Origin of the sequence: Mesorhizobium sp. B4-1-4, assembly GCF_006439395.2 — a bacterium.
In the GTDB taxonomy this organism is placed as follows: domain Bacteria; phylum Pseudomonadota; class Alphaproteobacteria; order Rhizobiales; family Rhizobiaceae; genus Mesorhizobium.
Window position 1 is genome coordinate 1,174,264 of record NZ_CP083950.1, and the last position, 19,564, is coordinate 1,193,827.

General features: G+C 63.1%; 20 protein-coding genes and 1 riboswitch. Of the genes, 14 read left to right on the top strand and 6 right to left on the bottom strand.

The window, feature by feature from the left end:
* Nucleotides 1-28: 28 nt before the first annotated feature.
* Nucleotides 29-640 (top strand): LysE family translocator, encoded by a 612-nt coding sequence (locus FJW03_RS05535; RefSeq protein ID WP_140611310.1) that lies wholly within the window; start codon nucleotides 29-31, stop codon nucleotides 638-640.
* Between the two features lie 106 nt (nucleotides 641-746).
* Here the strand turns inward: FJW03_RS05535 and FJW03_RS05540 are convergent, their stop codons facing one another.
* On the bottom strand, nucleotides 747-1,133 hold the full coding sequence (locus tag FJW03_RS05540) for a nuclear transport factor 2 family protein (RefSeq protein WP_140611308.1): 387 nt from the start codon (nucleotides 1,131-1,133) through the stop codon (nucleotides 747-749).
* A 167-nt stretch (nucleotides 1,134-1,300) separates the two neighbouring features.
* On the opposite strand from FJW03_RS05540, the gene FJW03_RS05545 reads away from it, so the two are divergent.
* Nucleotides 1,301-1,909, top strand: a complete 609-nt coding sequence (locus tag FJW03_RS05545; RefSeq protein WP_140767406.1) for a TetR/AcrR family transcriptional regulator — start codon at nucleotides 1,301-1,303, stop codon at nucleotides 1,907-1,909.
* 187 nt (nucleotides 1,910-2,096) lie between these two features.
* Here FJW03_RS05545 and FJW03_RS05550 read toward each other — a convergent pair whose 3' ends face one another.
* The 3 genes from FJW03_RS05550 to groES all read right to left on the bottom strand — a co-directional run bounded on the left by FJW03_RS05550 (nucleotide 2,097) and on the right by groES (nucleotide 5,667).
* On the bottom strand, nucleotides 2,097-3,473 hold the full coding sequence (locus tag FJW03_RS05550) for an IS1182 family transposase (RefSeq protein ID WP_140767523.1): 1,377 nt from the start codon (nucleotides 3,471-3,473) through the stop codon (nucleotides 2,097-2,099).
* 175 nt (nucleotides 3,474-3,648) lie between these two features.
* Nucleotides 3,649-5,301 carry a chaperonin GroEL gene (gene groL, locus FJW03_RS05555; protein WP_140763050.1) on the bottom strand — a complete coding sequence of 551 codons (1,653 nt, stop codon included), beginning with the start codon at nucleotides 5,299-5,301 and terminating at the stop codon, nucleotides 3,649-3,651.
* 69 nt (nucleotides 5,302-5,370) lie between these two features.
* Nucleotides 5,371-5,667: a co-chaperone GroES gene (gene groES, locus FJW03_RS05560; RefSeq protein WP_010915433.1), complete on the bottom strand. Its 297-nt coding sequence runs from the start codon at nucleotides 5,665-5,667 to the stop codon at nucleotides 5,371-5,373.
* 485 nt (nucleotides 5,668-6,152) lie between these two features.
* Between groES and FJW03_RS05565 the strand changes: the two genes are divergently transcribed.
* The 9 genes from FJW03_RS05565 to FJW03_RS05605 all read left to right on the top strand — a co-directional run bounded on the left by FJW03_RS05565 (nucleotide 6,153) and on the right by FJW03_RS05605 (nucleotide 14,817).
* Entirely contained in the window at nucleotides 6,153-6,332 is a 180-nt protein-coding gene (locus FJW03_RS05565; protein WP_226890597.1) for a hypothetical protein, read from the top strand.
* A 44-nt stretch (nucleotides 6,333-6,376) separates the two neighbouring features.
* On the top strand, nucleotides 6,377-7,327 hold the full coding sequence (locus tag FJW03_RS05570) for a helix-turn-helix domain-containing GNAT family N-acetyltransferase (RefSeq protein ID WP_140763047.1): 951 nt from the start codon (nucleotides 6,377-6,379) through the stop codon (nucleotides 7,325-7,327).
* A 317-nt stretch (nucleotides 7,328-7,644) separates the two neighbouring features.
* Nucleotides 7,645-7,852: riboswitch (cobalamin riboswitch) on the top strand.
* An 85-nt stretch (nucleotides 7,853-7,937) separates the two neighbouring features.
* The gene (locus FJW03_RS05575; RefSeq protein WP_210240590.1) at nucleotides 7,938-8,342 is read left to right on the top strand and encodes a DUF1636 family protein; all 405 of its coding nucleotides are present in this window, start codon (nucleotides 7,938-7,940) and stop codon (nucleotides 8,340-8,342) included.
* Nucleotides 8,339-9,124 (top strand): ABC transporter ATP-binding protein, encoded by a 786-nt coding sequence (locus FJW03_RS05580; RefSeq protein WP_140763041.1) that lies wholly within the window; start codon nucleotides 8,339-8,341, stop codon nucleotides 9,122-9,124. Before FJW03_RS05575 ends, FJW03_RS05580 begins: the two co-directional genes overlap by 4 nt.
* 47 nt (nucleotides 9,125-9,171) lie before the next feature.
* Nucleotides 9,172-10,119, top strand: coding sequence for an ABC transporter substrate-binding protein (locus FJW03_RS05585; protein ID WP_140763038.1), 948 nt, complete (start codon nucleotides 9,172-9,174; stop codon nucleotides 10,117-10,119).
* Nucleotides 10,119-11,168 carry a FecCD family ABC transporter permease gene (locus FJW03_RS05590; protein WP_181173226.1) on the top strand — a complete coding sequence of 350 codons (1,050 nt, stop codon included), beginning with the start codon at nucleotides 10,119-10,121 and terminating at the stop codon, nucleotides 11,166-11,168. The genes FJW03_RS05585 and FJW03_RS05590 overlap by 1 nt, the downstream gene beginning before the upstream one ends.
* Before the next feature lie 158 nt (nucleotides 11,169-11,326).
* Nucleotides 11,327-11,806: a MarR family winged helix-turn-helix transcriptional regulator gene (locus FJW03_RS05595; protein WP_140763035.1), complete on the top strand. Its 480-nt coding sequence runs from the start codon at nucleotides 11,327-11,329 to the stop codon at nucleotides 11,804-11,806.
* Nucleotides 11,803-12,978, top strand: a complete 1,176-nt coding sequence (locus tag FJW03_RS05600; protein WP_140763032.1) for an HlyD family secretion protein — start codon at nucleotides 11,803-11,805, stop codon at nucleotides 12,976-12,978. Before FJW03_RS05595 ends, FJW03_RS05600 begins: the two co-directional genes overlap by 4 nt.
* Before the next feature lie 306 nt (nucleotides 12,979-13,284).
* Nucleotides 13,285-14,817: a DHA2 family efflux MFS transporter permease subunit gene (locus FJW03_RS05605; protein ID WP_140696160.1), complete on the top strand. Its 1,533-nt coding sequence runs from the start codon at nucleotides 13,285-13,287 to the stop codon at nucleotides 14,815-14,817.
* Between the two features lie 259 nt (nucleotides 14,818-15,076).
* Here the strand turns inward: FJW03_RS05605 and FJW03_RS05610 are convergent, their stop codons facing one another.
* Nucleotides 15,077-15,589 carry a CAP domain-containing protein gene (locus FJW03_RS05610; protein WP_140696156.1) on the bottom strand — a complete coding sequence of 171 codons (513 nt, stop codon included), beginning with the start codon at nucleotides 15,587-15,589 and terminating at the stop codon, nucleotides 15,077-15,079.
* Nucleotides 15,590-15,780: 191 nt separating this feature from the next.
* Between FJW03_RS05610 and FJW03_RS05615 the strand changes: the two genes are divergently transcribed.
* Nucleotides 15,781-16,605 (top strand): DUF2189 domain-containing protein, encoded by an 825-nt coding sequence (locus FJW03_RS05615; RefSeq protein WP_140696153.1) that lies wholly within the window; start codon nucleotides 15,781-15,783, stop codon nucleotides 16,603-16,605.
* A 7-nt stretch (nucleotides 16,606-16,612) separates the two neighbouring features.
* On the opposite strand, the gene FJW03_RS05620 is transcribed toward FJW03_RS05615, so the two are convergent.
* Entirely contained in the window at nucleotides 16,613-17,245 is a 633-nt protein-coding gene (locus FJW03_RS05620) for a LysE family translocator (RefSeq protein ID WP_140763029.1), read from the bottom strand.
* A 418-nt stretch (nucleotides 17,246-17,663) separates the two neighbouring features.
* Between FJW03_RS05620 and FJW03_RS05625 the strand changes: the two genes are divergently transcribed.
* Entirely contained in the window at nucleotides 17,664-18,524 is an 861-nt protein-coding gene (locus tag FJW03_RS05625; RefSeq protein WP_140763026.1) for a TIGR01459 family HAD-type hydrolase, read from the top strand.
* Nucleotides 18,525-18,530: 6 nt separating this feature from the next.
* Nucleotides 18,531-19,511: a bifunctional riboflavin kinase/FAD synthetase gene (locus FJW03_RS05630; RefSeq protein WP_140763023.1), complete on the top strand. Its 981-nt coding sequence runs from the start codon at nucleotides 18,531-18,533 to the stop codon at nucleotides 19,509-19,511.
* The last annotated feature ends 53 nt before the right edge of the window (nucleotides 19,512-19,564 follow it).

A 19,564-nucleotide genomic window follows, 5' to 3' on the forward strand; every position in this document is an offset into this window, starting at 1 on the left:
ATCGGAGCAGGGCTGCGGAGGATCAATCGTGAGCATCGAATTCCTGTTGACGTCGCTGATCGTCGTGGCTTCGCCCGGTACCGGCGTTCTCTACACGCTGAGCGCCGGGCTTTCGCGCGGCGCGCGGGCCTCGGTCATTGCCGCCTTCGGCTGCACGCTCGGCATCATCCCGCACATGGCCGCCGCCATCACCGGTCTTGCAGCGCTGCTGCACACCAGCGCGATCGCCTTCGAGACGCTGAAATATCTCGGCGTCGCCTATCTGCTCTACATGGCCTGGAACACGCTGAAGGAGAAGGGAGGCCTCAGCGTCGATGAGAATGTCGCGCCGCGCTCGGCCGGCAAGGTGATTGCCACCGGTATCCTCGTCAACGTGCTCAACCCGAAACTGTCGATCTTCTTCTTTGCCTTCCTGCCGCAATTCGTCAGCGCTACAGAACCCAGTGCGCTGTCGAAGATGCTGGAACTCAGCTTTGTCTTCATGCTTTTGACCTTCGTGGTTTTTGTCGGCTACGGCATCTTTGCCGCTTCGATCCGCAGCCATGTCGTGTCGCGACCGATGGTGCTGACCTGGATGCGTCGCACCTTCGCCGGTGCCTTTGTGATGCTCGGCGCCAAGCTGGCGCTGGCGGACCGCTAGCGCCACACGGGAAGCGGTTCCGCTTCGTAGATCCCCTCCATGCACTGGCTCTTGCGCAACTCCGGACGAAAATCGCCATGGACTTTGCCGGGAATTGCGCGAGACGCTATCCCTTCACGTAGCCCATCGCCTCGACGATCCGCCCGTTTGCGACACGCATCAGGTTGACGCCGCGCAGCGAGTTGCCGTCGGCCATCCAGTAGCGCCAGCGGATCGTCGCGCGGTCGCCGGCCACGAACGTCTCCTCGAGATCGAAGCGTGTGCCGGGTCCGGTGGCGATCGCCGACCACAGCTCGACGCAGGCGGCCTTGCCGTCGCGGCGGGCGCCGTCCGGCGCCGGCGTGGTGTTCTCGATCACGCAGCCTTCGTCGACCAGCTCGCTCAGCGCCGATGGGTCATGACGCTGGAAGACGTCGTTGAAGCGCCGCATGATTTCCGTCGTCGCATCAGAGCGCGAGGCAGCGGCAGTGTCGATGATGTTTTCAGTAGTCATTTGATCTGCTCCTTCCGTTCAGCAACCCGTCGATGCGTCGCCCTGTGCCTCCAGCCGATAGCTCCGCATTATCGTCTCCGAAATATGTAGACCGATTTACATATCATGTAGACCGATTGTCATATTTGAGGCAAGACCTATAATGCGCTCTCCTGACAGAGGTTGACATGGCGACTGACACACGCACCCGGATGATCGAGGCGACGGCCCTGCTTTTGCGGCGGCGTGGCTATCACGGGACCTCGCTGAACGACATTTTGAGTGCCAGTGCCGCGCCGCGCGGCTCGCTCTACTTCTATTTTCCGGGCGGGAAGGATCAACTGGTTATCGAGGTGACGCGGGCCAGTGTGGCCGAGGTGACCGAGCGGCTGGGCGCGGCCTTGGCGGCGGAAAAAGATCCGGCGGTTGCCGTCCACCACATCTACCAGTCTGTGGCCCGCATGCTGGAGGAGAATGAGTTTTCGCTCGGCTGTCCGATCGCGCCGATCGTGCTCGACGCGCCCAACGACGTGCCGGACCTGGCGGAAATCTGCCGCTCCGCCTTCGAGCAGTGGATTGGGCTGCTGCGGGAGGCGTTCCTGCGGGCAGGGGTGGCCGAGCGCCGCGCGCAGGTGCTGGCGCTGCTGGTCGAGTCGTCGCTGGAAGGCCTGATGGTGATTGCCCGCGCCACTCGCGACCGCACGCCGGTCATTACGGTAGCCGATGAGGTGGCTGCGCTAATCGAGCAGGCGGTGCTTGCAGGTAAAGTTGCCCAACGCGCCGACGCTGCCGTGTGACGCTGCTCTTCATTTGATCGGCTGCCGGCAACTGCTGGTTCCAAAGAAAAAGGGCGGCATCGCTGCCGCCCTCAGACTGCTGACGAACCCCGTCGATTTTCGGCGGGGTTTTGTTTTGCGCGTTGATTGAGCTTTGTAAATTGGTGTCAGGAGAAGATGTCAGGAGGCTGGCGCTGCGCATCTGGCCTCAGGCGGGTGCTGGTTTTGGGCTTGGCCAGAGGCTGATTGCGATCTTTTTCATGTTCTGGGCGGCGGCGGCGATCAGGCACTGGCAGGCGACGCGGGTTCGCCCTCGGAAGCGGGCATAGCGGTGGCCGAAGAGCTGCTTGGCGTCGGCGAAAGACCGCTCGACCGTCTCCTTGCGGCGCCGGTAGATGGCCTTGCCCCATGCGGTCGAGCGATTGGCGTCGACCCGCTCGCGGGCGTCCTGCCAGACATGGCGCGTGATGGTGCGTTCGGCCTTGGCGTTTGAGGTGCAGGAGGCCAACAGCGGACAGTCGCGGCAGATCGCCGGATCGCTCCTGTAATGCCGGTAGCCGCTGCGGTCGGTTGTGGCATAGGCAAGCAACTGGCCCTGCGGGCAACGATAGCCGTCCGCATCCGGCTCATAGACGAAGGCGCTCTTCCTCATCATGCCGGGCTTGGGCGGGGTCGGGTTGCGATAGCCGGTGACGCCCCTGATCGTCCTGTCCTCCAGCCCCTTGGCGATGCCCGGCGTGGCGTAGCCGGCATCCAGCCCCGCAGCCGCCACATTGAAGCCGAAGCGCTCCACCTGGCGGTCGAGCCGGCCGAGATAGACGATCGAGTCATGCACGTTGGCCGGCGTGGCGAACGTGTCGGTGATGATGCCGCAACGGCCATCCACCGTGCGGTGATCGAGATAGAAGAAGCCCTTCGGCTTGCCCTCGCGCACCATGTAGCCGGCCTCCGGATCGGCACGGCTGACCTTGGTCTGCTTCTCGGGCGGCTTGCGCTGCTTCTGCTTCTGCTTCAGCGGCTTTTGGCCATGCAGCGCCCGCTCCACCTCGATGGCGCGGTCGAGTTCGCTCCAGTAGTCGGCCCGCGACTTGGCGACCAGGGCAAGGTCGTATTTGCCCTTGTTGGCGTTGGCCTTCAGATGCGTGCTGTCGGTGTAGAGCACCGTCCCGTCCACCAGCCCCGCCCGGATCGCCTGCTCGACGATGCGGTCGAAGATCGCCTGCGCGATCGTCTCGTCCTGGTAGCGCCGGCGCCGGTTCTGCGACAGCGTCGAGGCGTCGAACACCTTGTCCGTCAGCTTCAGCCGCAAAAACCAGCGGTAGGCGACATTGACCTCGATCTCGCGCACCAGCTGCCGCTCCGAGCGCACGCCGAACAGGTAGCCGATGAACAGCGCCTTGAACATCAAGGTCGGATCGAGCGGCGGTCGGCCATTGTCGGCGCAGTAGAGCGGCGCTGTCAGATCGTGGATGAAGAAAAAGTCGATCGCGCGATCGATCTTGCGCAACAGGTGGTCAGCCGGAACCAGCTGATCCAACGTCACCATCTCGAGCGCGGTCTGTTCAGGGGCGGGTCGCTTCAACATGACCCAGTGAATCAAAAACCCCCGGCAAATGCCAGGGGTTTGTCAGCAGTCTGAGGGCGGCATCGCTGCCGCCCTTTGCAAAATAGCTGATTGGCTGGATTAGAAGTCCATGCCGCCACTCAAGCCCGCTTGCGGGCTTGAGCAAAGTGAGTTGATGGGCGTACTTATGGACTTCTTAGAAGTCCATGCCGCCCATGCCGCCCATGCCGCCGCCAGGCATGCCGCCCGGCATACCGCCAGCCGACTCCTTCTTCGGAGCCTCGGCGATCATGGCTTCGGTGGTGACCAGCAGGCCGGCGACCGAGGCCGCGTCCTGCAGAGCCGTGCGCACGACCTTGACCGGGTCGACGATACCCATGGCGATCATGTCGCCATACTCGCCGGTCTGGGCGTTGTAGCCGAAGGTCGCGCCCTTGTTCTCAAGGATCTTGCCGGCGACGATCGAGGCTTCCGCACCGGCGTTGGCCGCGATCTGGCGGGCCGGAGCCTGCAGCGCGCGACGCACGATGTTGATGCCGGCGGTCTGGTCGGAGTTGGCGCCGATCGCCTTGATGTTGAGCGAGGCGCGCAGCAGCGCGACGCCGCCGCCGGGAACGATGCCTTCTTCCACGGCCGCGCGGGTCGCGTTGAGGGCATCATCGACGCGGTCCTTCTTTTCCTTGACTTCCACTTCGGTCGCACCGCCGACGCGGATCACCGCAACGCCGCCGGCGAGCTTGGCCAGGCGTTCCTGCAGCTTCTCCTTGTCGTAGTCCGAGGTGGTCTCCTCGATCTGCTGCTTGATCTGCGCGACGCGGCCCTGGATCTCCGGCTTCTTGCCGGCGCCGTCGACGATGGTGGTGTTCTCCTTGGAGATCGACACCTTCTTGGCGCGGCCGAGCATGTTGAGGCCGACATTCTCGAGCTTGATGCCGAGGTCTTCCGAGATGACCTGGCCACCGGTCAGGATGGCGATGTCTTCCAGCATGGCCTTGCGGCGGTCGCCGAAGCCCGGCGCCTTGACGGCGGCGATCTTCAGGCCGCCACGCAGCTTGTTGACGACCAGCGTGGCCAGAGCCTCGCCTTCGACGTCTTCCGAGATGATGAGCAGCGGCTTGGAGGTCTGCACCACAGCCTCGAGCACCGGCAGCATGGCCTGCAGGTTGGAGAGCTTCTTCTCATGCAGCAGGATGTAGGCGTCTTCCAGATCGGCGACCATCTTGTCGGCGTTGGTGACGAAGTAAGGCGAGAGATAGCCGCGGTCGAACTGCATGCCTTCGACGACTTCCAGTTCGGTATCGGCGGTCTTGGCTTCCTCGACCGTGATGACGCCTTCATTGCCGACCTTCTGCATCGCTTCCGCGATCATCGAGCCGACCGAGGAGTCGCCATTGCCGGCGATGGTGCCGACCTGGGCAACCTCTTCCGAGGTCTTGATCTTCTTGGCGTTCTTGATCAGCGTGCCGACCACGTCGGCCACGGCGAGATCGATGCCGCGCTTCAGATCCATCGGGTTCATGCCGGCGGCAACCGCCTTGTGGCCTTCCTGGACGATCGACTGAGCCAGAACGGTCGCGGTCGTGGTGCCGTCGCCGGCGATGTCGTTGGTCTTCGAAGCAACTTCGCGGACCATCTGCGCGCCCATGTTCTCGAACTTGTCCTCAAGCTCGATTTCCTTGGCGACGGTGACGCCGTCCTTGGTGATGCGCGGGGCGCCGAACGACTTGTCGATGACGACGTTGCGGCCCTTGGGGCCGAGCGTGACCTTCACCGCGTCGGCGAGGATGTTGACACCGCGCAGCATGCGCTCGCGGGCGTCACGGGAGAATTTTACGTCTTTGGCAGCCATGTTTAACTCCTGGCAGGGGCTCGCAGCGAGCCCGAAGATTCAAGATTCAGTTGACGGAAAGGCCGATAATCAGCCGATGATGCCCATGATGTCGGATTCCTTCATGATCAGAAGGTCTTCGCCATTGAGCTTGACTTCCGTGCCCGACCACTTGCCGAACAGGATGCGATCGCCAGCCTTGACGTCCAGCGGAACGAGCTTGCCGCTTTCGTCGCGGGCGCCGGAGCCGACGGCGATGATCTCGCCTTCCTGCGGCTTTTCCTTCGCCGTATCCGGGATGATGATCCCGCCGGCGGTCTTGGATTCGGATTCGACCCGGCGAACGACCACGCGGTCATGAAGCGGGCGGAACTTCGACTTTGCCATTTTTTCTTCCTCGATGAGAACGGTGAGAAACAGTTCCTCCATCCGGCGAAGCCGGACAACAACAAAGTCCGGCGGCGCCGGACCTGTAGTTAGCACTCACCAATGGCGAGTGCTAACGTGGCGATGAGATAGGCTGCTGGCCTGCCAGAGTCAAGGCGCGCCGAGTGCCTCTTTCCATCATGATGGTGAACTTACCGAAGCTTGGCCGAACCGAGGACCAGAAGCGGGCAACGTTCCGCCGCGGCGACGTGAACTCGGCTTTGACTACGGAAAATTCGATTTCGTCCTGCATGAGGGCAGGGCCATCCTCCTTGATGCCAACAAAACTCCCGGCCGTCCCCAGAACCTCGTGAAGATATTCACGGCCGGCGCCTCCGATCTGGCCGACGGCTTTGAAGGCCTCATTCGTCGGGCGAGATAGACCAGCGACCGGCCAGGATCGCCCTCACGCCGCTCCCGCCTGTTGACGTGGGTTGCAGCAATTCATGGGCCTGCCTGTCTATACAGTCATCAGGCCAGGCGATTACGCGTTCCTGCGGCCGACACAGAGCGCGGCCGTGCTGCAGCAGTTCGGGTCGATCGCGGTGCTATCCGGCGGCAGGATTTGCGGATCGTTGGCCGGTGTTGCCGACGATGTGAACACGTCGGATGCTCAAGATACTTGACTCAGTCAAGTAAATGATTGATCCTGTAAAGACAGGAGATGTCCATGACGGTTCACCACCAGCCCCGCAATGATGCGCCCAACAAGGAGCGGATCGATGCCGTGCGGGCATTCAACCGCTTCTACACCCGCCAGATCGGGCTGCTCGACGAAGGGTTGCTGAAAAGCGCCTTTTCCCTGACCGAGGCGCGTGTGCTCTACGAGTTGGCGCATCGCGATGGCCTGACTGCGACCGACCTCGGACGCGATCTCGGTCTCGACGCTGGCTATATCAGCCGTTTGCTGAAAAAGTTCGAACGCCTTCACCTCATCTCCAGAGCGACGCTGGTTTCGGACGCAAGGCAATCGTCGATTGCGTTGACACAGGCGGGCAGGAATGCCTTCGCACCGCTGAACAAGGAATCGCACGATCAGGTCCGGGCCCTGCTCGATCGGCTGCCGGCATCGGAACAAGACCGGCTGGTCAAATCCATGCAGACGGTGCAGCGTCTGCTCGCCGAAAATGCCGAGCCAACGATCCCCTATCTGTTGAGGCCGCTGCAGATCGGCGACATCGGCTGGATCACCCACCGGCAAGGGCTGCTCTATGCCCAGGACTTTGGCTGGGACGAAACCTACGAGGCGCTGGTCGCCGAAATCCTCGCGGCGTTCGTGAAATCCTACGATCCGAAATGGGAGCGCAGCTGGATCGCCGAGCGGGAAGGCGAGGTCGTCGGCTCGGTCTTCGTCGTACGCAAGTCGGATCAGGTGGCGAAGCTGCGTTTGCTCTATGTCGAGCCTTCGGCGCGTGGCCTCGGCATCGGCAAGCGACTGGTGGAGGAAGTCATCGGCTTTGCCCGCGCCAGGGGATACAAGACCCTGACCTTGTGGACAAACGACATTCTCGCCGCTGCCCGGCATATCTATCAGGCCGCCGGCTTCAAACTGATCGAGGAAGAACCTCATCATTCCTTCGGCAAGGATCTGGTTGGTCAGAACTGGAATCTTGATTTGTGATCTTCCGCCAGAGCATGATGCCGAAAAGTGTGAAGCGGTTTTCAGACGACGTCATGCCCTATCTCTTTGATTAGAAGCGGATTCAGATTTCAGGTCGATTCGACCTGAAATCATCCGGCTTTCCGCGTTTGGCCAATTTGATCGAAATTGCGCACTCCGCGCAATTCGCTCGACAGATGGCTGACAGCCCCTCGCTTGACAGCGCCGCGCCTCATGCGTTATTGCGTTATGTTATTACATAAAGATGCGTGGTCGCGCGCGGCTTCGGCTCCGATCGTCGCGACTGAGAAATCCGTTGCGATGCAATCCGGGGAAAACTAGGGTGGAATGGTGATGGTCCCCGAGTCGAAAGGCGAGGGGTGAAAAGGGAACACGGTGAGATCCGCCTGGGATCGAGGCCGTGGCTGCCCCCGCAACTGTAAGCGGTGAGCGAGATCCGAAATGCCACTGGCCGGCGAGGCTGGGAAGGCAGGATTGCGCCGAGACCCGCGAGCCAGGAGACCTGCCATCACGGAGTTGACCGGACGGGGTGTGCCGGGAGGAGACGTGGACGTCGGTCTGACGACCGACCGCCAACATCCTTCCGTCGCCAATCGAGAAAGACGGAAAGTTGGGCGCCGCCATAGATCGCATTCACCGTATCATCGTGTGCACGCTTTGCCGCGACATCCCGACAGGGACCAGGTCGGGCGAAGCTTTGTGCACCGATTTGCGCTCGCGGTTGTCGACCCACGCCGAACTCGCGGTGGCGCAGGGCTTCACGGTCGAGGGGGTGGCGTGCATGGCAGGCTGTGCGCGGCCGCTGGCGGTGGCGTTCCAGGCCCCGGACAAGGCCGCCTATCTCTTCGGCTCCATCGATGCCGAGGCCGACGCCGGCGATCTCGTGCGGTTTGCCAGGCTCTACGCCTCGCTCCCCGACGGCTGGTGCAATGCCGGACAACGTCCGCCGCGACTGGCCGGCAAGACGCTGGCCCGCATCCCGGTAGCGGGCGAGCCGGCAGGAGACAGCCGATGACGGTGCCGCTTCTCGAGGCGCGCGATCTCGGCGCGGTGGCGAATGGGCGGAATCTGGTCCACGCGGTCAGCCTGTCCATGGCCATCGGCGATCGCCTCGCCATTATCGGCCCCAACGGCGCCGGCAAGACCACGCTGCTGCGCATGTTGTCCGGCATGCTCAAGCCAAGTTCCGGAGAGGTGAAACTCGGCGGGCGCCGCCTCGACAGGATTTCGCCGGCCGAGCGGGCCCTGCACATCGCCGTCGTCGGGCAGACCGACCAGCCGGATCCGCGGCTGGCGGTGATCGACTATGTCGAGCTTGGCCGCGTCCCGCATGCCGGCTTGAAACGCAGGAGCGAGGAACGCGACATTGTCGTGGACGCGCTGCGCCGGACCGGTTTGCTGCCCCTGCTTGGCCGCACCATTGGCTCACTGTCGGGCGGGGAACGCCAACGCGCCCAGCTTGCGCGCGCCATCGCGCAGGAACCTAAAGTATTGTTCCTCGACGAACCGACCAACCATCTCGATCCCCGCGCCCGCGCGGAACTGCTCGAACTCGTGGCTGGCTTCGGCATGACGGTGATCGCGGTGCTGCACGATCTGGCCCTGGTGGCGCCGTTCGCCACAAGGGTAGCGGTGATGAACGAAGCCCGGCTCCATGCGCTGGCGGCGCCGCGCGAAGCGCTGACGCAACAACTGATCCGCGAGATTTTCGGCGTCGACGTGTTTCGCCTGCGCCATCCCACCGAGGACCGCGAACTGACCGTGTTCGATGTTCCGAACCGTGCGGCGCCTTCCTGACCGAAACCGACTTTCATCCGACACAGTTCAACCAAGGAGCAAAAATCGTGAAACGCCTCGCCCTGTCGCTCGCCTTCTCGCTGCTGGCGTCGGCAGCCTTCGCCTTCCCGGTCACCGTCGACAGTTGCGGCAAGCCGCTGACCTTCGATGCGCCTCCCAAGCGCGCCGTCATCCACGATCTCAACATGGCAGAGATGGCCTTCGCGCTGAAGCTGCAGCCGTCGATCGTCGGCCTGACCGGCATCACCGGATGGTACAAGGTCGGGCCCGATTTCAAGGCCGAGCAGGGTTCGATCCCGGAACTGGCGCCGAAATACCCGACACTCGAAAACCTCGTCGCGGTCGAGCCTGATTTCTTCTTCGCCGGCTGGTACTATGGCATGAAGCCGGGCGGCGATGTGACGCCCGACACGCTCGCGCCGCACGGCATCAAGACGCTGGTGCTGACGGAAAGCTGCGTCCATCTCGACAAGAACCGGCCCGCCGCCTCGATGGACCTTCTCTACGGCGATGTCGAAAAACTGGGCAAGATCTTCGGCAAGGAGGCCGAGGCGGAGAAGCTCGTTGCCGGTTGGAAGGCGCAACTCGCTGACATCACCGCCAAGGTCGGCGATCGCAAGGGAACACGGGTGTTCCTCTACGATTCCGGCGAGGACAAGCCGTTCACCGCAGGAAAATTCGCCATCCCGAGTGCCATGATCACGGCGGCCGGCGGCGAAAACATCATGGCCGACATGGAGACGAGCTGGGGCAACACGGATTGGGAAACCGTGGCGTCGCGCAATCCGCAATTCCTCATCCTGCTCGACTATCAGGATGGCGGCGGTTACACGAAACTCCTTGATTTCCTGAAGGCGCACCCGGCGATGAAAGAGACGGACGCGGTCAAGAACGAGCGTTTCGTGGCCCTGCGTTATGCCGAGCTGACGCCCGGACCGGCAAACATCGACGCGATCGGCAAGATCGCCAGGGCGATGCATCCGGAAGCGTTCTGATGCATCTCGCCCTGAAGCACAAATCCGGCGCGCTCTCAGGGCACAAGGCATTCCCGCTGGCCATGGCGGCGGGCGCGGTGGCGACCGCCGCTCTCGTGCTGCTGTCGATCGCCTATGGTTCGACGCTGATACCGCTGAGCGACGTCGTTGCCGCACTTGGCCATGCCGTCGGGTTGAGCGAACATGAGGTGTCTGGCCCGGTCGGCAAGATCGTCGTCGATCTGCGGCTGCCGCGCACGATCCTGGCGGTCTGTGTCGGCGCGGGCCTCGGCATGGTCGGCGCGTTGCTGCAGACGGTGACGCGTAACGATCTCGCCGATCCCTTCCTGTTCGGCCTGTCTTCGGGGGCCGCCGCGGGCGCGGTTTCCGTCATCACCGTCTTTGGTGACAGTTTCGGCATCTGGACCTTGCCGATCGCGGCTTTCACCGGCGGCATACTGGCAGCGGGCATCGTGCTGCTGCTGGTCGCGCGGGTAAGGGGGCAGGGCCCGGAACGCTTGATCCTTGCCGGGCTTGCCGTCTCCTTCATGTTCACTGCGTTGACCAACTACCTGGTCTTTGCCGGAGACCAGCGCGCGGCCCATTCGGTGCTGTTCTGGACGATGGGCGGGCTTGGGCTGGCGCGCTGGGACAATGTGTGGCTGGGCGCGTTGGGGGCCGGCACGATTGCGATTTACGGGCTGTGGAACCATCGCAGGCTGGACGCCTTCCTGGCTGGTGAAAGTGCCGCCGAAAGCCTTGGCGTGCCCGTGGCAAGGATGCGCAGGGCGACATTTCTCGTCGCCGCCTTCTCGACGGCAATTCTGGTCTCGGTCGCCGGCGTCATCGGCTTTGTCGGATTGATGATCCCGCATTTGTCGCGGCCGCTGGCCGGCCCCTTGCATTTGCGTCTGATCGCAAGCTGCGCGCTGTTTGGGGCGGTGCTTTTGCTGGCAAGCGAGCTTCTGGCCCGCACGCTTCTGCCGCCACAGGAATTGCCGATCGGCATTATCACCAGTTCGCTCGGCGCGTTCTTCGTCGTCACGATGGTCGTTCGAAATCGCCTGTGAGAACGTTCGGTTCTGCCCTTGTCAGGTTCCTTCTAAAAAGCTCACGACGCTTACTTCTTGCCAACCATGACCGTGTCGCATGGCTGTCCTGCACATTTGCCGGCTTCCATGCGATTTGGCACCTTGAATAGTAAGCACGCTTATTATAAGTATCGCTCATGGTTTCTGATGGCATCGATAGATTGGGATTTTTGATCCACGACGTACAGCGTCTGCTGCGCAAGCGCTTCGAGATGCGCGCCAGCGGGCTTGGCCTGTCGTCGGCGCAGTGGCGCCTTATGGTGCGTGTCGCCAAGGAGGCGGGGGTCTCCCAGGCCCGGCTCGCGGAATTGCTCGAAATCGAGCCCATCAGCGTCTCGCGCCTTGTCGACCGGATGGAGGAGGGCGGCTGGATCGAACGCCGCGCCGACGCCGCCGACCGCCGGGTGCGGATGATTTTTCCGACCGCCAAGGCGAGCGCGGCCTATGCCGAGGTCAAGAGCCTCGCCGGCGAGGTCTATGAGGAATCGCTTGTCGGCGTTTCGCCGGAGGACCGTCGCGTCCTGATCAGGTCGCTCGATGCGATGGCGCAGAATCTCGCGGATGGCGATTCATCGTCGGACGAAAAGGTCAAGAATACAGAAGGCGCAGCAGCATGAACGCGGTAGCCAAGATAGACGAGAGCGCCCCCAAGGTGGAGATGGAAGCACCGGCCCAGCCGGCTGCTGCTCCTGTTGCCGTCGCTCCTCCCGTGCAGCCAGTGCCAGCGCCGAAGAAGCGCCGCATGGGCCGTTTTTTTCTGATGTTCGCCTTGCCGGCGGCCCTGGTCATCGGCGGCGGCTATGTCTGGGTGACCGGCGGACGCTATCAGGAGACGGAGAACGCCAACCTGCAGCAGGCCAAGGTGTCGATCGCCTCGGACACTGCGGGACGCATCGTTCAGGTCGCCATATCGGACAATCAGATGGTTAAGCAGGGCGATCTCCTGTTCGCCATCGATCCCGAGCCTTACCGGATCGCGCTTGCCCAGGCCGACGCGGCTGTTGCTGCCGCGCGCCTCAATGTCGAGCAGCTGCGCGCCGCTTACAGCCAGGCAATGGCGCAGGAGAAGTCCGCCAGCAGCGAGGTCGACTACGCCCAGTCGCAGTATGGCCGTGCCGCCGATCTTGCCCAGAAGGGCATCAACGCCAAGTCTTCACTCGACCAGGCCAGGAACGATCTCGACAAGGCAAAGCAGCAGCTTGCCGTTGCCCAGCAGGGCATCATCAGCGCCAAGGCCGCCCTCGGCGGCAACCCCGACATCGAAACCGACAAGCATCCGACCGTGATGTCGGCGCTCGCCGCCCGCGACAAGGCCGCATACGACCTGGCGCAGACCACGGTGAAGGCGCCCGCCGATGGCGTCATCTCCCAGGCTTCGTCCTTCAAGGTCGGCCAGTTTGTCGGCTCCGGCACGCCATTGTTTTCTCTGGTCGAGACCGGCGACACCTGGATCGATGCCAATTTCAAGGAAACCCAGCTCACCAACGTGAAGCCGGGCCAGAAGGCCGAGATCGTCGTCGACACCTATCCGGGCAGGACCTTCGAGGCGACCGTCAAGGCGATCGGTGCTGGAACCGGTGCGGAATTCTCGCTGCTGCCCGCGCAAAATGCCACCGGCAACTGGGTCAAGGTCACGCAGCGCATCCCGGTGCGGCTGGAACTGACCGATCCCGACGCCAAGATGGCTCTGCGTACCGGCATGAGCGTCTCCGTCACGGTCGATACCGGGGTTGCCCGCGGTTTTCCGGCCATATTCGGTCACGCAACGGCTGGCGAGCACGCGCGGTAAGTCGGCGGAAGCCCGCGGGGACCAGGCGGGTGGAAGCGAATAGCAGGATTGGTCTGATGGGAGGAGCGGGAAGGATCAGTGCCTGGTTCGAGCCGCGTTGTGGTTTGGCCGACATCTGAAATCTTCGAGACCGCCCCGTCGGTCCTCATGTTTCCGGGCGGCAGGCATCCGCTCACTCGAGACTTTCGGTCGATGTAACCCCCACATCGATAATCGCGTCCCACCGCGATGAAGGTCTCTCAGGGAAGGCCTTGCCGCCCGGGAACCCTGTGTACACGTTTTTGTTACTTGCTGGAAGTTGCGCGCATGAGCACGCCCGAACCCTTCAAAGAAGTGCCGCATCGCGGCCTGATCACGGTCGCGCTCATGCTGGCGACGATCATGCAGGCGCTCGACACGACCATCGCCAATGTCGCGCTGCCGACCATGACCGGCGATCTCGGCGCCTCCCCGGACAATATCAACTGGGTGCTGACCTCCTACATCGTGGCCGCCGCCATCATGACGCCGGTCACCGGCTGGCTCGCCGACCGCTTCGGCCGCAAGGAATTGTTCCTGACGGCCGTGGTCGGCTTCACCATCTTCTCCATGCTGTGCGGCCTGGCGTGGAGCCTGGAAACCATGGTGCTTTTCCGGCTGATGCAAGGGGTGTTCGGCGCCGCGATCGTGCCGCTGTCGCAGACCTTCCTGCTCGACATCAACCCAAAGGAGCGTCACGGCCAGGCAATGGCCATCTGGGGCGCCGGCATCATGCTGGGACCGATCCTGGGCCCGACGCTGGGCGGCTGGCTGACCGAGAACTTCAACTGGCGCTGGGTGTTCTTCATCAACCTGCCGGTCGGGATCGTCGCCTTCCTTGGCATGGCCGCCTATTTGCCGGTCGTTGCCCGGCGCGTGCGCAGCTTCGATTTCTTCGGCTTTGCCATGATATCGCTCGGCGTCGGCGCGCTGCAGCTGCTGCTCGACCGCGGTGGCGAGGTCGACTGGTTTTCCTCGGTCGAGATCTGGATCGAGCTGGGGCTTTCGATCACCGGCTTCTGGGTGTTCATCATTCACACGGTCACATCGGAACATCCCTTCATCGATCCGAAGATTTTCCTCGACCGCAATTTCGTGACCGGGCTGGCGTTCATCTTCGTCATGGGTGTGCTGATTTTAGCTTCCATGTCGCTGCTGCCGCCGATGCTGTCCACCATCTTCGGCTATCCGACCGTCACCATCGGCATCGTCATGGGACCACGCGGCGTCGGCACGATGATTTCGATGCTCGCCGTTGGACGGATCATGGGCAAGATCGACGCCAGAATTCTCGTCGTCATCGGTTTTCTCCTGACCGCCCAGTCGCTCTACACCATGGCCAGCTTCACGCCGCAGATGGACAACTGGCTGATCATCAGCTCCGGGGTGATCCAGGGCCTGGGCATGGGAATGGTATTCGTGCCGCTGTCGACGGTTGCCTTCGCCACGCTCGACGCACGCTACCGCACCGACGCAACCTCGTTGTTCAGCCTGGTGCGCAATCTTGGCTCGTCGATCGGCGTCTCGGTCGTGACCGTGCTGCTGGTGCGCAACACGCAGGTCAATCACGCCGAACTTTCCGCCTTCATCAGCCCGTTCAACCCCAATCTCTGGGCAGTCTCGCCGGCTGCGGCGGGTGGCGATCCAATGGCGCTGTCGGAGGTGGACCGCATGGTCAATCTCCAGGCCATGATGATCTCCTACGTCAACGACTTCAAAATATTGATGGTGATGACGCTGCTCGCCATCCCGTTTGTCTTCCTGCTGCGCAAGCCGACGGCCGGTCCGGCCGGCGGCGCGCCTGCAGCGCATATGGACTAGGCCCGGCGGCAGGCGGACCGACACTTTCCGGTATTCGATCCCGGGCGGTTCGAAACGCCAGCACTGACGAGAAGAAGGCGCTCGCCGTCGAAGTCGATCGCATCTGCCGCGACACTGGGTTCTGGCTGTAACCAACCACGGAATTCCACAGGCGGTGATCGACGCGGCGTGGTCAAAGGCACGAAGCGCCGAAATACGAGCCGGTGCGCTCCGGTCCCTACCTGATGGGGAAATTCAAGGCGACGACCAAAATAGGGGCCTACCTGCCGAGAACCAGCGCCCAATAGCGCAGATTAGGATCACGTCCGTCCCGGACATAGGCAAGCCCGAAGCGGCTGAAATCCGGGTCGAGCATGTTGCGCCGGTGGCCCTGCGAATGCATCCAAATGTCGAACAGTTTTTGCTGGTCGAAGCGGCCCTCGGCGATGTTCTCGGCCGCGGCACCCCGCACTCCGTTGTCCTTCATGCGCGAGGCGAAATCCTTGCCCCAACCTGTGGTATGGCTCATGCGCTCCCGCGACGCCATGTAGCCGGCCTGCTGGAGTGCTGCTTGTTCCAGCTGTGCATCGGGAACCAGTGGCCCCAGTCCCGCGGTCGCGCGCAGGCTCGCCAGCGTGCCGGTAGCGGAGGAGGAGACCCCCGCACCTTGACCGGTCGGCACAGAAACGGTGCCGCAGGCGGCCAGCCCGGCCAAGGCCACGAGGCCGGCTGCCTTGAGCCACATGCGCCTGTTCAGGCCTGCTTGACGGATTTCGATTTTTTCAGCGGTCATGCTTGCCTGACATAGTCGCGATCATGGCTTTTACCGGGCTGGGCAATGAAAATCGCGTGAGGAGAGGCGAAATGCCGTCCATGCGGCGACAATCCCGGGAAGATCGGCTATGATACCGGCGTTCTTGAAGTGGCAGCTACGGGCGGCCACCCTAGGCGGTGATCGCCCCCCGAGAAAAACGGAGGAAGGTTATGGCCGGCTTTCATGTCATGGCGGACGCGCGCGGAATGCATGTGCAGCCCACGGTGCGCCACATCACGACCTCCGACCTCTGGGACGCGCTGCGGCTCGGCGCAGAAGATTTCTGGGCAAAACCATCCCACTACGTGTTCCTGTGCCTGATTTACCCGATCGTCGGCCTGATCCTCACCCGGTGGTCGTCGGGCTCCAATGCCATCCAGCTCGTCTATCCCTTGATGTCGGGCTTTGCGCTGGTCGGCCCGTTCGCCGCCATCGGGCTCTACGAGATCAGCCGCCGCCGCGAGCTCGGCATGAACACCAGCTGGCGGCATGCCCTCGATGTCCGTCGCTCCCCGGCGCTGCCCTCGATCGCCGCCATCGGCATCATGCTGTTCGCCCTGTTCCTTTTGTGGCTGTTCACGGCACAGTCGATCTACACCAGCCAGTTTGGTGACCAGCCACCAGCTTCCGTCGGCGCCTTCCTGCGTGACGTTCTGACGACCAGCAAGGGCTGGACGCTGATCATCGCCGGCAATGCCGTGGGGTTTGTCTTCGCCGTGGTCGTGCTGGCCACCACCGTGATCGCCTTCCCGCTGTTGCTCGACCGTGATGTCGGCGCCGTCTCGGCAATCGAGACATCGGCCCGCGCGGTGATGGCGAACCCGCTGCAGATGGCGCTGTGGGGCCTGACGGTCGCCGTGCTGCTGGTGATCGGTTCTATCCCGCTGTTTGCCGGGCTGGCCGTCGTCATGCCGATCCTGGGCCATGCTACCTGGCATCTGTACCGCAAGGTGGTCGAGCCGGCGCAGATCCGGCCGATCCGTCGGCCAATGTAGGACGCCTTCAGCGTTGCGCGTCGGTCGCCATCTTCAGCGCCAGCGCCGTCAGCACGGTTCCCATCATCCAGCGCTGAATCACCAGCCATAATGGCCGTCCGGCCAGGAAGGCGGCGATCGAGCCAGCGGTGACCGCGATGATGGCATTGACGCTGAGGCTGATCGATATCTGCGTCGCGCCGAGCACCAGAAGCTGCGACAGGACATGACCCTTGCCGGGGTTGATGAACTGCGGCAGCAGCGACAGGTAAAGGACGGCCACCTTGGGGTTGAGCAGATTGGTCATCAATCCCATGGCGAAGAGCTTGCGTGGCCTGTCCTTCGGCAGTTCGCGCACCTGGAATGGCGAGCGTCCGCCGGGCTTCACGGCCTGCCAGGCCAACCACAAGAGATAGAGCACGCCGGCAAAGCGCAGGGCGTCGTAGGCATAGGGCACGGCAAGCAGCAGCGCCGTGATGCCGAACGCGGCCGACAGCACATAGAACAGAAAGCCGACAGCGACCCCGCCAAGCGAGATCAGCCCTGCTTTTGGCCCTTGCGACAGCGAGCGCGAGATCAGGTAAATCATGTTCGGGCCTGGCGTCAGCACCATGCCGAGGCAGACCAGCGCGAAGGCGAGGTGATTGGCGGTTTCGGGCATTGTTCGTCCCCAGCGGGCCGCGCTGGATGCGCGATTTTTCCGAGCGATATGTGCCTGTCACGGCACGCGCACGCAAGAGCTTGACGGCGACAGACGTTGCGCCAAAAAGGCCGTGTGGCTGAGAAGCGCGAATCCGACGAGCAGGACTTCGGCGCATCGATCGCCTCCTTGTCGGCCGCGTTCAACGTTGACCGGTCGAGTCCAGAATCAAGCCTCCCCTTCAAGGCTCGTTAACCAAACATCGCCCGGGTCGCGGATTTTACCGTCAATCGAAGGCGCCGATCGGGCGGACAGGCGGCGGTTCGCGTCGATCTCCAGGCGAAAGCTGGTGACAGCATGGGCCGGTTCGGATAATTCGGACCGGCTGCGGCGAACCGTCGGCCTTGGCACTTGCAACAATCACATTGAAGGAAACGGCATGGCGGATTCGCCTGAGATCGTCGGCTCGCTCGAAGATGCGTCGAAAGCCTATTCGGCGGTTCTCTGCGATGTCTGGGGCGTCGTTCACAACGGCGAATGGCATTTTCCGGCAGCCGCCGCCGCGTTGGCTAGGGCGAGGGCGGCCGGTATTCCGGTCGTCCTGATCACCAACTCGCCCCGCCGCAGCGCCGATGTCGTGGCTCAGATGAGCGTGATCGGCGTTCCCCTGTCGGCCTACGACCGTGTGGTGACGTCGGGCGACGTGACCCGCGACCTGATCGCGGATGGCCCACGCAAAGTCTTCCACATCGGCGCCGACCGCGATTTGACCCTCTATGACGGCCTGGATGTCGAGCTGGTCGAGGAATTCGAGGCCGCCGGCGTCGTGTGCACCGGGCTGTTCGACGACGAGGTCGAAAAGCCCGAGGACTATGCGGAGCTGTTGCGGCGATTGCGCGCCAGGAACCTGCCGTTCATCTGCGCCAACCCCGATATCATGGTGGAGCGCGGCGAACGGATCATCTGGTGCGCCGGCGCCCTGGCACGCGACTATGCCCAACTCGGCGGTCGCACGTTGATCGCCGGGAAGCCCTACGCGCCGATCTATGAAGTCGCGATGAAGGAGGTGGCCGAGGTTCTCGGACGGCCAGTCGAGCGTTCGCGGGTGTTGGCCATCGGCGATGGCATCATGACCGACGTCAAGGGCGCGGCCGACAATGGCTTCGACGTTCTCTATGTCTCTGGCGGCATTCACGCCCGCGACTATGGCGACGCCTTGCGGCCGGATCCAGCAAAACTCGGGCTCTTCCTGGAACGGCACGGCTATCGTCCGGTGTCCGTCATAGCCAGACTGCAGTAGGTGACAATGGTGGCTTTCCAGCATCTTTCAGCAACCGCGCCGCTGCCCGCCGATCTGCGTGGTGGTGTCGTCGCGATCGGCAATTTCGACGGCGTCCACCGCGGCCATCAGGCGGTGCTCGAACGGGCGTTGGCCGAGGCCACGCGGCGTGACGTGCCTGCCTTGGTGCTGACTTTCGAGCCGCATCCCCGAAAGGTTTTCAGGCCGGACATGCCGCTGTTCGTGCTGACGCCGCCGCCAATGAAAGCGCGCCTCCTGTCGTTGCTGGGCTTTGCCGCGCTCGTCGAGCAGCCCTTCACGCGGGATTTCGCTTCGCTGTCAGCGGAAGCTTTCATCACCGATGTCTTGGAGAGGACGCTCGGCATCACTCATGCCGTGACCGGCTTCGATTTCCATTTCGGCAAGGACCGGCAGGGCGGGCCGGCCTATCTCATGGCGGCCGGCGAGCGCCATGGTTTCGGCGTCACGCTTGTCGACGCCTTTCGAGACGAGGGTGCCGAGGTGATTTCGTCAAGCCGAATCCGGGGCTTGCTGTGCGATGGCGAGGTAGCCGAAGCCGCCAGTCTGCTCGGCTATCGCTTCACGGTGGAAAGCGAGATCGTGGGTGGCCAACAGCTCGGGCGAACGCTAGGCTTTCCGACCGCGAATATGAGGCTTGCCACGGAGGCCACTCTCAAGGAAGGAATCTATGCCGTCCGCTTTCGCCGCGCTGACGGCACGCTGCACGATGGTGTCGCGAGCTTCGGCCGCCGCCCGACCGTCGACGATAATGGCGCACCGCTTCTGGAAACCTTCGTCTTCGATTTTTCCGGCGATCTCTATGGCGAGACCTGCCAGGTGTCGTTCTTCGGCTTCCTGCGCAGCGAGATCAAGTTCGACGGGCTGGATGCACTGGTCGTACAGATGAGGCGGGACGAAGTCGAGGCTCGCGCGCTGCTTGCCGGCGTCAAGCCGCTGTCCAGTCTGGACGCGGCAGTGGCGTTTTAAGGCATGATCCCGAAACCCGGTGCCGGCTTTCGGCCGGGATCACCGTCTTTCGG